Genomic DNA, 12,820 nt, shown 5'->3' on the forward strand with positions numbered 1-12,820 from the left:
GCATAATATCTTACAGTGTAAGAAATAACTACTGAAAACAATCTTTGACCGGTAGGCCGCTCCGCCGGAGCAAGGCCAAAGGAAATCGTCCAACCTCAACAACCAACAACACAAGGGGACGCAATGCTTCGCATCATGAAATACCTCTCCAAAGCGGAGATAGGCCAGATGCTCATCGCCCTGGTGGCCATCGTGGGGCAGGTCTTCTTCGACCTGAAGCTGCCGGACTACATGTCCGACATCACCACGCTGGTCGAAACGCCGGGCAGCGCGATGGCGGACATCTGGATCGCCGGCGGCAAGATGCTGCTCATCTCGCTGGGCTCCGTGGCCTGCGCCGTCGTGACCGGCTACATCGCCGCGCGCGTGGGCTCGTCGTTCACCCAGCGCCTGCGCTCGCTGGAGTTCCGCCGGGTCGAATCGTTCGGTCCGGCCGAAATGAACCGGTTCTCCACCGCAAGCCTCATCACCCGCTCCACCAACGACATCACGCAGATCCAGATGTTCATCACCATCGGCCTGCAGCTCATCGTCAAATCGCCGATCATGGCCGTCTGGGCCGTGGCCAAGATCGCCGGCGAGGGCTTCGAATGGACGCTCGCCACCGGCATCGCCGTGGTGGTCCTGCTGGCGGCGATCGTGGTGATGATGGCCATGGTCATGCCCAAGTTCAAGGCCATGCAGACCCTCACGGACAACATCAACCTCGTGGCCCGTGAGAACCTCACCGGTCTCAAGGTGGTGCGCGCCTACAACGCCGAGGGCTACCAGGAGGCCAAGTTCACCAAGGCCAACACCGATCTGACCGAAACCCAGCTGTTCACCAACCGCGTCATGGCGTTCATGATGCCGCTGATGAACACCATCATGAACGGCCTGATGCTCGCCGTCTACTGGATCGGCGCCTACCTCATCGACGCCGCAGGCCTCACGGACAAGCTCACCGTATTCTCCAACATGGTGGTCTTCTCCAACTACTCCGTGCAGGTCATCATGAGCTTCCTGCTGATGAGCATGGTGTTCGTGCTCTGGCCTCGCGCCGACGTCTCCGCCCAGCGCGTGCTCGAAGTGCTCGACACCGAGCCGATGATCGAGAACGGCACCAAAACCGCCGCCGACGTGGCCAAGACCGGCCAGAAGGGCACCGTGGAGTTCCGCAACGTCAGCTTCGCCTACCCGGATTCGCGTGAGGCGATTCTGGAGGGCGTCAACTTCTCGGCCCGGGCGGGCCAGACCGTGGCGTTCATCGGCTCGACCGGCTCCGGCAAGTCGTCCCTCATCAACCTCGTGCCGCGCTTCTACGACGCCACGCAAGGCCAGGTGCTGGTCGACGGCGTGGACGTGCGCGACTACGACCTGAAGACCCTGCGCGACAAGATCGGCTACGTGCCGCAGACCTCAGTGCTGTTCAAGGGCACGGTGGCCTCCAACGTGAGCTACGGCGACAAGCCGGGCGAATCGGCGAACGTCGAGCTCGCCGACACCTCCACCGTCGCCGGCCGCAGGCGCGAAGCCGAACTGATCGCCGCCGGACAGGCCGCGGAAAACGCCGCGATGCCGGCCGATCAGATGGACCGCATCAAGACCGCGGCCGACGTGGCCCAGGCCAGCGAGTTCGTGAACCGCATGGACGGCGGATTCGAGGCCGCCATCGCACAGAGCGGCTCGAACGTGTCCGGCGGCCAGAAACAGCGCCTGTCCATCGCCCGCGCGGTCTACCGCCATCCGGAAATCCTGATCTTCGACGACTCGTTCTCCGCGCTCGACTTCAAGACCGACCGTGAGGTGCGCGAGGCGCTCGCCCGCGAGGCCAAGGACTCCACCAAACTCATCGTGGCCCAGCGCATCGGCACCATCATGAACGCCGACCTCATCGTCGTGCTGGACGACGGCAAGGTGGTAGGCCAGGGCACCCATAAGGAACTGCTGGACACCTGCGAGGTCTACCGCCAGATCGCCGAATCCCAGCTCAGCAAGACCGAACTGATGGCCTGAATCATCCCGACGAACAATAAATAAGGACTTACCAATGCCAAGAGGACCAATGGGGCACGGGCCGGGCGCGGGACGCACGGTCGAGAAGCCCGCCGATTTCGGCAAGACCATGGGCAAGCTCGTGGACTACTGCCGCAACTACATTCCCGTCATCATCGTCGCGCTCGTCCTGGGCGCGGCTGGCACCATCTGCCAGATCATCGGCCCGGACAAACTCAAGGACATGACCAACGAGATCGTCAAGGGACTGCCGGCCATCGTGAACGGCCGACCGGTGATGAACTCGGTCGACTTCACGGCGGTCGGGCGCATCGCCTGGATGCTGGTCGCGCTGTACGTGGGGTACGCGGTGCTCAGTTACGTGCAGAGCTGGATGATGGCGAACGTCACCCAGCGCACGGCCCAGCGCCTGCGCGAGTCGATTTCCGTCAAGATCAACAAGCTGCCGCTCAAGTACTTCGACAAGGTCAGCTACGGCGACGTGCTCTCCCGCATCACCAACGACGTGGACGCCATCGGCCAGACGCTGGGCCAGTCGCTCGGCTCGCTCATCACCTCGGTGACGCTGTTCGTGGGCGCGCTGGTCATGATGTTCTACAACAACGTCATCATGACGCTGTGCGCGATCGGCGCGAGCCTGCTGGGTTTGGTACTCATGATGGGCATCATGAAGGCCTCCCAGAAGTACTTCGTGCGCCAGCAGGCCGCGCTCGGCGATGTGAACGGCCATGTGGAGGAGATGTACGCCGGGCATCTAATCGTGAAGGCGTACAACGGCGAGGCCGATTCGATCCGCCGCTTCGAGAAGTACAACGCCGACCTGTACGAATCCGGCTGGAAATCGCAGTTCCTGTCCGGTCTGATGATGCCGCTCATGAACTTCGTGGGCAACCTCGGTTACGTGGTGGTGTGCGTGGTGGGTGCGGCGCTCGCCATGGACGGGCAGATCGAATTCGGCGTGATCGTGGCGTTCATGATGTACATCCGCCTGTTCACCCAGCCGCTTTCCCAGTTCGCGCAGTCCTTCCAGAACCTGCAGCGCTGCGCGGCCGCCGCGGAGCGTGTGTTCGGCTTCCTGGAGGAGCCGGAGATGGCCGAGGAGCCGACCAAGGCCGAGTTCGGGCTGGGAGGTGCCGGTTCGGAAGGTGCTGAACGGGGCGCCGCCGCGTCGATGCCGGCTGCCCAGCGTGCGCGACTGCTGGGGTACGACGCCCAGGGTCGTCCGCAGCCCGTCCGAGGTGATGTGGAATTCAGCCACGTCCGGTTCGGCTACGAGCCCGACAAGCCGGTCATCCACGACTTCTCCGCGTCCGTGAAGGCCGGGCAGAAGGTGGCGATCGTGGGGCCGACCGGTGCCGGCAAGACCACGATGGTGAACCTCCTGATGCGCTTCTACGAGATCTCCGGCGGTTCGATCTCCATCGACGGCGTGGACACCAAGTCCGTGCCGCGCTGGAACGTGCACGACCAGTTCTCGATGGTGCTGCAGGATACGTGGGTGTTCCGCGGCACCGTGCGCGAGAACATCGCGTACTCCAAGCCCGGCGTGACCGACGAGCAGATCGTCGCCGCCTGCCGCGCGGTGGGCCTCGACCATTACATCCAGTCGCTGCCCGACGGGTATGACACCGTGCTGGACGACAAGTCCACGCTGTCCGCGGGCCAGAAGCAGCTGCTCACCATCGCCCGCGCGATGGTGCAGGACGCGCCGATTCTCATTCTCGACGAGGCCACCTCCTCGGTGGATACCCGTACCGAGGAGCTCATTCAGAAGGCCATGGACGCGCTGACCGTGGGACGCACCTCGTTCGTGATCGCGCACCGCCTCTCCACCATTCGCGACGCCGACATGATTCTCGTCATGAACCACGGCGACGTGATCGAGCGCGGCACCCACGAGGAGCTGCTGGCGGCCGGCGGGTTTTACGCCGACCTCTACAACTCCCAATTCACGCTCACCAGCTGATGGCGCGTCTTCGTCGTTGCTGCCCGCTGCGACATACCTTCGTATGCCTTTGCGGGCGCGCCTAGAAGCCGCGCGCATCAGCTGGCTCGCTACGCTCACTGATTGACGGCGCGTTTTCTGCGTTGCTTCTCGGTCGACGTACCTGTTGCGCGTAGCGCAACCTTCGCGGCATAGCCGCTCACTTCGCCTACGGATAGTCCACTGGACTATCCGTTTGACGGCTCAGCGCCTTCCCTCGGTGCGCCTTGAAACCGTGCGCGTCAATCAGCTCGCTACGCTCATCAGCTGGATGGCGCGTCCATATTTCTTGGCTCCCCTCTCTGAGGGGAGCTGTCGCCGGAGGCGACTGAGGGGAGTCTCCGCAGTGTGCAGGCGTGACTCCCCTCAGTCAGCTTCGCTGACAGCTCCCCTCAAAGAGGGGAGCCGGTTGCGTTAATGCATGAAAAACCCACCCGGAAAGCCGGGGGATTGGGCGGCGGCGCGGTCGGCGTTGAGGATGGCGCACTGGAAATCGAAGTGACGGTGTAATTGTTCGGCTGGCGCGGTGAACAGGGCGGTCGCCAGGCCGTCTGCCGTGGCGGTCGGGAATTCGTGGTCGGGGTGCACCGCAACCCACGTGGCGGCCACGTCATCAACCGGCAGTCCGTCGATGGCGTTGAGCAGGTGATGCAGCTGGTGCCCGGCCGCCTCGCCCCAGTGGCGGCGGCTGGGCGCGCTGGCGCAGAACGCACCATTACTCATCGTTGCGGTGCCTACCGCACGACTTGGGTCCGCGGGATCCTCAAGCGCAATGGTGACGGTTGTTGCGGCCGGTTCATCGTGGGCCGAGGGCGTGCCCTCATCGTCGTGGGCCGTCGTACGGCCGTTCGATGCGCAGCCGACCGTGCGAATCAGCAGATCACCCCCCGCATCGATAACGTATGCATCGGTGTGTTCCCGCAGCATCCTCGCAATCAGATCGACCAGATAGCCCTTGCCGCACGCGCCGAAATCAAGCGCGACCGGACGGCGGATCACCAGCGTCGTGCCATGACGCTCCACGTCGGTTTTCCAGGTCGCCCGCCCATGAATCGCCCCTAAATGCCATGTGGCGGACTGGCCGTACGCGCTGACGCTCAGCGCGGCCGGATCGCCGGAAGCGTCGGGCGTGCCGAGTTTGTCGGAATCGCCATCTTTGCCGGGTCCAATGGCATCAGGCGAAACGGTGAACGAATAGTGTGAGTCGTACCCCAACCGAATCAGATCCTCGCCTACGCACGGGTCGATCGCGCCACTGGTGGCCTTGAACAGTCGATCGTACAAATCAAACAGCGGGCCGCACCAATCGGGGAACACGAACGTGCCGCCATGTTTGGCCCGGCGCATCCGCGATACCAGCGAATCCGGGCGGAAGCGGGAGAGTGCGGATTCGTACGTGTCGATGAGGATGCCGATGGCGTCGTACAGCAGGATACGGTCATCGGCGCCGCCGGCTCCGAAGAAAGCGCTGTTGCCGGGGATGGCCGGGTTGCTGACATTGGTATTGGCGCGGCTGCCAACGTTGGCGCCGCCGTCTCGCAGCACAGGCGGAACGCCAATCGTCGTGTTCTCGTCAAGCACGGACTGGACAATCAATCCCGTACCCAAGGCGTGCGGGAATACCATCGTATGCGGAAGCTGCTCATCGAGACCGGTCATGACGCCATCATAGATGCCGGTCCCGGTTGACGGACTCGCCCTGACGGTCCGCGGTCGGCGGTCGATCCTTTCCAGAGGCGGCCGGGGTGTGGGATGCCTGTGTCGATCTTAGCTCAATAGGGTTTTGCTGGACCGGATCAGGATTTTCCGTCTTGCTTACTTGCGGGAGAAAGCTGGAGGCTGAGTGTCCGAGGTGGGAAAATGGCGGAATGGCGTTGGTGCTCGCTGGGACAACGGTGATACACTGCTATTGACATGGTGTCAACAAGGAGGTTCGACAATGGCTGATTCCATCACGCAATCCGCGGCCGCAGGCGCGCGTTCGATCAAGGACCTGCCGATCGCCAAGGTGTGGGCCTTCGCCATCGGCCAGTTCGGCTGGGCGCTGCTTTCCGGCATCATCTCGAACTGGCTCGTCTACTTCTACCAACCCGACCAGGAGACCATCAGCCAAGGCCAGACCGTCTTCGTGCCGCAGGGCCTCGTAGTGCTCGGCATCGTGACCGTGGTGGGCGGCATCACCGCCTTCGCCCGCTTCTTCGACGCCTTCGTGGACCCGGCCGTGGCCTCGCTCTCCGACCGGTGCAACGCCAAGGCCGGCCGCCGCATGCCGTTCCTCAAGTTCGCCGCAGCGCCGCTCGCCATCGTCACCGTGCTCGTGTTCTGGAGCCCGATTAACGGCACGAGCTGGGTTAACGCCGCGTTCCTGTTCGTCACCGTGATCGGCTACTACATCGCTCTCACGTTCTACTGCACGCCGTACAACGCGCTCATCGCCGAGCTCGGCCACGACTCCAAGCAGCAGCTGACCATCTCCACCGCCATCTCGTTCACCTGGGTGTTCGGCACGGCGATCGCGTACGTGGCGCCCGTGATCTGGGGCGGACTGGTGCCCACATTGGGCCGCATCACCGCCATCCGCGTGACTTTCACCATCATGGCCGCCGTGGCGTTCGTGTGCATGCTGATCCCGCCGCTGGCCATCCGCGAGAAGGACTACGTCAACTCGCAGCCCACCTCCGAATCGACCATCGAATCCCTCAAGCAGACCTTCGGCGACGGCGAATTCCGCAAGTTCGTCTGCTCCGACGTGGTCTACTGGGTGGCCATCACCACCTTCCAGACCGGCCTGCCGTTCTTCGTGACCTCCCTGCTCAAGCTGCCGGAAACCACCACGACCATCTACTTCGTGCTCATGACCGGTGTGTCCGTGCTGTTCTACCTGCCCGTGAACCTACTCGCCAACCATGTGGGCAAGAAGCGCCTGCTGCTCGTGGCGTTCGTGATCTTCACCTGCGCGTTCGCGTTCGCCGGTGCGCTCGGCTCCGGTGCGCTCGCCTTCATGCCGGCGATGGCGCAGGGTCTGGTGCTTTCGGTAGTGGGCGCGATTCCGATGGCCGCGTTCGGCATCCTGCCGCAGGCCATCGTGGCGAACATCGCCGACGCCAGCTCGCGCGTGACCGGTCAGGATCGTCAGGGCATGTTCTACGCCGCCCGCACGTTCGCGATGAAGATGGGTCAGTCCGTGGCGATGCTGCTGTTCACCGGCGTCTCCACGATCGGCATGGCGTCCGGCGTGGGCTACCGTATCGCGGCGGTGTGCGCGGCCGTGCTGTGCGGCATCGGCGGCATCGTGTTCGCGTTCTACAACGAGAAGAAGGTGTTGCGCGTGCTGGAGAGGTGATGCTTGCTTTTCGGTGTGCTGCCGGCGATTCCGTGATTCCGGGCATGTGACCTGTGTGCCGCCGCCGGCCGCTCCGGCACACTCCGCCGCGTACCTTCAACGCGCCACCTCACAACACACTGACGGCCCGAATTGCGTTTGACCGCCCCTCGTACTATATTTATGCGAGTTGCTTTGCGGAGCAGAGCAACAATCCAAGGGGCTGTAGCTCAGTTGGTAGAGCGCTTCGTTCGCATCGAAGAGGTCGCGGTTTCGACTACCGTCAGCTCCACTTGGGTCGCTTGCATTCATTCCACCGCGAGCGGCCCATTTTCTTTTTCACCCGCAGGGCGTCAGGCCCATATTGGCTCACGATTCAGCAGTTCGACTAGGCACTCGGGCATTGGTTCATCCAGTGCGGCGGTGAAATCTGCCCAAGCCTGATCACTAAGTCCGATGTGTGATTCAGGGTCCCAGTCTGTGATGGTGGGCATATTCTTGTTTATTCCTACTGTTTTCATGATGGAAATTGTATGGCAGCTACGCGGATGGTGTGAAGTGATGGCTTGGGGGTGATCGCCGTTGCTCCGTGGCTTGGGGAATACTGGGGGTATGACGAATGCAGCCGATTTCACCGAACAGTCCAGCTTTGAAGACGACGGCGTCGTGAACGCCGAGGGAAACGCCGGCGACGTTGTGAACGCTGGCGGCTCCGAAGACCTCGAAGGTTTCGACGCCACGCAAGAGGTGAACGGCGACAGCACGGAGGAAACCGAAACCAGCGTCACCACGGCGGTCAGCGCCGCGACCGTGACCATCCCCGCCGGAACCGTGGTGCTTGCCGCCACCCCGATCGGCAACACCGGCGACGCCTCCGCCCGTCTGGTCGCGCTGCTCGAACGCGCGGACATCGTGGCCGCCGAGGACACGCGCCGCCTCTATGACCTCGCCCGCCGCCTCGGTGTGCATGTGAACGGCCGCGTCGTGGCCTACCACGACCACAACGAACGCGGCAAGGCGGACGGCCTGCTCGACCAGGTCGAGACCGGTGCCACCGTGCTCGTGGTCTCGGACGCCGGCATGCCCACCATCAACGACCCCGGCCTGGCCATCGTGCGCCGCGCCATCGAACGCGGCCTGCCCGTCACCTGCGCGCCCGGCCCCTCCGCCGTGCTCGACGCGCTCGCCCTTTCCGGTCTGCCCACCGACCGTTTCTGCTACGAAGGCTTCCTGCCGCGCAAACATGCCGAGCGCGTGCAATACCTGTGTACGCTGCTGGGGGAGCGCCGCACCATCGTGTTCTACGAGACGCCCCACCGCATCGCCGATTCCATGGACGACCTGCTCGATGCGTTCGGCCCGAATCGTCCGATGGCCCTGTGCCGTGAGCTCACCAAGGATTACGAGGAAATCCGTCGTGGGCCGATCGGTGAGATTCGCCAGGGCGTGATTGACAACCCGCCGCGCGGTGAGATGGTGCTGGTGATCGGCGGTGCCTCCGACGAGGAGGCCGAGGCCGCCGCGCCCAGCAGCCTGAGCATCGAGGACATGGCCGTGCTCGCCATCGACCGCGCACTGGAAGACGGCATCCGCATCAAGGACGCCATCGCTCAGGTGGTGCAGGAACATCCGCAGGCGGACGGTTCGCTGGCCAACCGCAAGCAGGTCTACGCTGCCGTCCTGGAAATCAAGGGCTGATCACTCCTCCTCCATTGATTCCAGCAGTATCTCCAGCGCTCGCCTGACACCCGGCCCTCCGGCCTGGGAGACGTATTCGAGCAGTCCGGCGTCGGCCTGCGGGTTGGCCACCAGCCAGCGACGCAGTTCGGGCACGTTGCGCGCGATGTGCCACAGCACATCCGGGTCGGTATCCGGCGAACAGGCCACGGCCGGCGTCAGAACGATCGGCGGCTCAGGCGGCGCGGTCATGTCGGGAATCGCATCGGCGGCCGATTCGTCGCCCGCGGTTTCTCCCGGCAGCCGCTGCCGTTGCCGCAACGACCCCAACCGTCCGGTTTTCGCGCGATGTCGCCCGATCATGCGCCCGGCTCCGGTTTCGAATCCGGTTCCCGACTCGGCCGTGCCCCAGTATCCGCGTCCGATGTCGCCGGCGGTTTCGCAGTGCCGGGCCGGGCATCGGGCCGGGAGGACCGAACCATCGAATCAACCGGCACGTCGTCCATCTCCCGCTGAATCGCCTCGAAGAACGCGCGCGCCCGGCCGGCGTATTTGTGATGGCGATGTTCCTTGATGATGCTCAGGCAGTCGTTCGCCCGGAACCGGTACGCGCTCATCAGCTGGCAGACCACGTCGTTGATAAGCGTGGGCGGGGCCGCGCCCTCCGGCATCATCGCCAGATCGCAGGCCGTGCGGGCCGGCGTGGTGATGGGCAGACGGCCCAGTTTGATGATCTGCTCGGGCAGCGTGAGCCGCCGGAAGACGCGGATGCGGCGGCCCGCGGACGTGGAACGGAAGTGCGAGGTGGAGATCACGTCGATGGTGGCGGGGAAGCGGTCGCCTCCCAGCCACACCCATGCGGCCGTGAACATGCAGGCCACGGTGCCGAACGGCGCGATGCTGGAGATGATGGTGGCCCGGCCGTACAGCGTGGTGGCGTGGTCGGACCAGTATCCGGCGGTTTCGTCGAGCTTGGTGACCGTGCCGAACGCAGCTAGACGATTGAGACTGAGCGGTCCGGGCAGGTCCTTGGTGAACAGGACCGGCGGAATCGTGGCCGTCTCCTGACGGGCCGGGATTCGCGAGGAGATGGACGCCCTGGTGGCGGAGGAGATGCTGCCGGCCGGCGGCTTGGCCGGCGCTCTGGGGTTTCGTGCTGTGTTGCTCATGCCCCGACCATAAACGGGACGACCGGTACCGCGCCACCGCCGACCGCGAAACGGTGGATAAGTGGATAACTTGCCTGTCTCAGTCAGGGAATGTGGATAAGTCGGTGGATAAGTGATGTCGGAGAGGAGGGGACGGTCTTTTCGGTACAGAAGACAGTGGCTTCTAGGCTGAAAAGGCCGCTGAAATGACGATTTGCGGTCGTTTGAGTACAGAAGTCGTGCGTTTCTGTACTGAAAGGACCGCTGGAAAGGAGATTTGCGGTCTTTGGGATACAGAAAGGCGGTACTTCTGGGCTGGAAAGACCGCTGAACGATCGGCTGTGCCGTGCTGATTTGGATGGTGGTCGCAAAATGGCCCGGCAGAGCCGTTTTACGACCGCTTCCATGGCTCGGCGTCGTTCTGCCCAAGGGCAGGCATAAACTTTGACCTTATGAGTCATGTTTTGGTGAATGTTGCTTGGCCGTACGCGAACGGCCCCCGTCATATCGGCCACGTCGCTGGATTCGGCGTGCCCTCCGATGTCTACGCGCGTTACGAGCGCATGAAGGGCAATGATGTCCTCATGGTCTCCGGCACGGACGAACACGGCACCCCGATTCTGGTGGAGGCCGAGAAGGAGGGCGTGACCGCCCAGGAGCTGGCCAACCGCTACAACCGCGTGATCGCCAAGGACCTGTGCGACCTCGGCCTGAGCTACAACCTGTTCACCCGCACCACCACCGGCAACCACGAGCACGTGGTGCAGGAGATGTTCAAGCAGTGCCTGGAGAACGGCTACATCTACAAGGGCACCCAGCAGGTGGCCATCTCCCCGTCCACCGGCCGTACCCTGCCCGACCGCTACATCGAAGGCACCTGCCCGATCTGTGGTGCCGAGGGTGCCCGCGGCGACCAGTGCGACGCCTGCGGCAACGAGCTGGACCCGGACGAGCTCATCAACCCCGTCTCCAAGATCAACGGCGAGACCCCGCGCTTCGAGCAGACCGAGCACTACTTCCTCGACCTGCCGGCGCTCGCCGAGGCCAACAAGGCGTGGCTGGAGACCCGCAAGGGCTGGCGCACCAACGTCATCAACTTCTCGCTCGGCCTGTTCAAGGAGGTCAAGCCGCGCGCCATCACCCGCGACATCGACTGGGGCATCCCGGTGCCGGTCAAGGGCTGGATTGACAACCCGAACAAGAAGCTGTACGTGTGGTTCGACGCCGTGATCGGCTACCTGTCCGCCTCCATCGAATGGGCCCGCCGCCAGGGCGACCCGGAGAAGTGGCGCGAATGGTGGAACGACCCGACCTGCCCGGCCTACTACTTCATGGGCAAGGACAACATCACCTTCCACTCCCAGATTTGGCCCTCCGAGATGCTGGCCTACAACGGCCAGGGCTCCAAGGGCGGCGAGACCGGTCCGATGGGCCCGCTCAACATGCCCGAGCAGGTGGTGGCCTCCGAGTTCATGACCATGGAAGGCAAGAAGTTCAGCTCCTCCCGCGGCATCGTGATCTACGTCAAGGACATCCTGTCCCGCTATCCGGTGGACGCCGTGCGCTACTACATCTCCGTTGCCGGCCCGGAATCCTCCGACTCCGACTTCACTTGGGCCGAGTTCGTGCGCCACAACAACGAGGAGCTGGCCTCCTCCTGGGGCAACCTCGTCAACCGCGTGGCCAACCTCATCAACAAGAACTTCGGCCAGATCCCGGCCCTGGACGAGGACTCCATGACCGACGAGGACCGTGGCCTGCTCGAGGAGACCGCCGCCGCGTTCGACATGGTCGGCTCCTCCATCGAGACCCACCACCAGAAGCACGCCCTCGCCGAGGCGATGCGTGTGGTCGGCGACATCAACAAGTACATCTCCGCCACCGAACCGTGGAAGATCAAGGACGACCCGGCCCGCCTCGGCACCGTGCTGCACGTGGCCGCCCAGGCCGTGTCCGACGCGAACCACCTGCTTGCGCCGTTCCTGCCGCATTCCGCGCAGAAGGTGTGGGAGGCGCTCGGCGGCACCGGCACCTTCTCGCCGCTGCCCGAGCTGCGTGAGGTCGAGGATCTCGACAAGCCCGGCTTCACCTACCCGATCATCACCGGCGACTACCAGCTGGGCGTGAACGTGCACCCGTGGAAGAGCGAGCCGATCGAGGTGGGAGCCGTGGTGCCGAAGCCCACGCCGATCTTCGCCAAGATCCCCACCGAGGCCGTGGCCGAGGAGCTGGCGCGATTCGACGAGGCGCTGGCCGCCCGTCGCGCCGCCGAGGCCGAGCGTCTGGCCGCCGAGAAGGCCAAGCTCGCCGCCGAAAAGGCCGAATAGGTCGGAAGCCCCCGTAGATCGGGACTCCTGATGCGGGTCCTAATCTCCCGGTTTCGTGAAAAAGGCACGCTGACATGCGCTCAGCGTGCCTTTTTCACGAAGTATGGGATTGTTGCGAAAGAAAGTCACGCTGACTGACACTCAGTGTGACTTTTTCACGCGGTCAGGCCTCATTTCGTGAAAAGTAACGCGCGGTTCTTGGAGGGCCGTGCGTTGGCCGGTCAACTGTGCGTCTATCGGGCAACGGCGCAGCCGATGTCGGGCAGCGTCACAAACCCGACACAGTTTGCCCAGAATATTTTCAGACAAGCGCATCGAATCGCTCAGTAAGGGGCGGTTAACTAATACATGTCAGCGGATGGAGTTC

At 63.8% G+C, this 12,820-nt stretch carries 7 protein-coding genes, 1 tRNA gene and 1 pseudogene; 6 read left to right on the plus strand and 3 right to left on the minus strand.

The features are described from left to right. The first annotated feature begins 123 nt into the window (after positions 1 to 123). Positions 124 to 1,995 carry an ABC transporter ATP-binding protein gene (locus JS536_RS10235; RefSeq protein ID WP_214356833.1) on the plus strand — a complete coding sequence of 624 codons (1,872 nt, stop codon included), beginning with the start codon at positions 124 to 126 and terminating at the stop codon, positions 1,993 to 1,995. Between the two features lie 34 nt (positions 1,996 to 2,029). Beyond that, on the plus strand, positions 2,030 to 3,961 hold the full coding sequence (locus JS536_RS10240; RefSeq protein WP_214356834.1) for an ABC transporter ATP-binding protein: 1,932 nt from the start codon (positions 2,030 to 2,032) through the stop codon (positions 3,959 to 3,961). A 432-nt stretch (positions 3,962 to 4,393) separates the two neighbouring features. On the opposite strand, the gene JS536_RS10245 is transcribed toward JS536_RS10240, so the two are convergent. Further along, a complete protein-coding gene (locus JS536_RS10245) occupies positions 4,394 to 5,638 on the minus strand; it encodes an FAD:protein FMN transferase (protein WP_240544359.1) in 1,245 nt (414 codons plus the stop codon). Positions 5,639 to 5,918: 280 nt separating this feature from the next. On the opposite strand from JS536_RS10245, the gene JS536_RS10250 reads away from it, so the two are divergent. From JS536_RS10250 to rsmI, 3 genes are all read left to right on the plus strand, one after another. Beyond that, positions 5,919 to 7,322, plus strand: a complete 1,404-nt coding sequence (locus tag JS536_RS10250) for an MFS transporter (protein ID WP_217625152.1) — start codon at positions 5,919 to 5,921, stop codon at positions 7,320 to 7,322. A 198-nt stretch (positions 7,323 to 7,520) separates the two neighbouring features. Continuing rightward, positions 7,521 to 7,593, plus strand: a tRNA-Ala gene (locus JS536_RS10255). A 302-nt stretch (positions 7,594 to 7,895) separates the two neighbouring features. Further along, on the plus strand, positions 7,896 to 8,999 hold the full coding sequence (rsmI, locus tag JS536_RS10260; protein WP_214356835.1) for a 16S rRNA (cytidine(1402)-2'-O)-methyltransferase: 1,104 nt from the start codon (positions 7,896 to 7,898) through the stop codon (positions 8,997 to 8,999). On the opposite strand, the gene JS536_RS10265 is transcribed toward rsmI, so the two are convergent. Then, complete coding sequence (locus tag JS536_RS10265) at positions 9,000 to 9,341, minus strand: hypothetical protein (protein WP_240544360.1); 342 nt, start codon at positions 9,339 to 9,341, stop codon at positions 9,000 to 9,002. A 134-nt stretch (positions 9,342 to 9,475) separates the two neighbouring features. Then, a pseudogene (locus tag JS536_RS10270) lies at positions 9,476 to 10,147 on the minus strand (hypothetical protein); the annotation flags it as partial. 431 nt (positions 10,148 to 10,578) lie between these two features. Between JS536_RS10270 and metG the strand changes: the two are divergent. Beyond that, a complete protein-coding gene (gene metG / locus JS536_RS10275) occupies positions 10,579 to 12,453 on the plus strand; it encodes a methionine--tRNA ligase (RefSeq protein ID WP_214356836.1) in 1,875 nt (624 codons plus the stop codon). The last annotated feature ends 367 nt before the right edge of the window (positions 12,454 to 12,820 follow it).

This window comes from Bifidobacterium sp. SO4 (assembly GCF_018555355.1).
Lineage (GTDB): Bacteria > Actinomycetota > Actinomycetes > Actinomycetales > Bifidobacteriaceae > Bifidobacterium > Bifidobacterium miconisargentati.

Bases quoted from the DNA above. Each gene is read 5' to 3' on its own strand.
- JS536_RS10235 (WP_214356833.1), top strand. From the start codon at position 124: ATGCTTCGCATCATGAAATACCTCTCCAAAGCGGAGATAGGCCAGATG.
- JS536_RS10240 (WP_214356834.1), top strand. From the start codon at position 2,030: ATGCCAAGAGGACCAATGGGGCACGGGCCGGGCGCGGGACGCACGGTC.
- JS536_RS10245 (WP_240544359.1), bottom strand. From the start codon at position 5,638: ATGACCGGTCTCGATGAGCAGCTTCCGCATACGATGGTATTCCCGCAC.
- JS536_RS10250 (WP_217625152.1), top strand. From the start codon at position 5,919: ATGGCTGATTCCATCACGCAATCCGCGGCCGCAGGCGCGCGTTCGATC.
- JS536_RS10265 (WP_240544360.1), bottom strand. From the start codon at position 9,341: ATGATCGGGCGACATCGCGCGAAAACCGGACGGTTGGGGTCGTTGCGG.
- metG (WP_214356836.1), top strand. From the start codon at position 10,579: ATGAGTCATGTTTTGGTGAATGTTGCTTGGCCGTACGCGAACGGCCCC.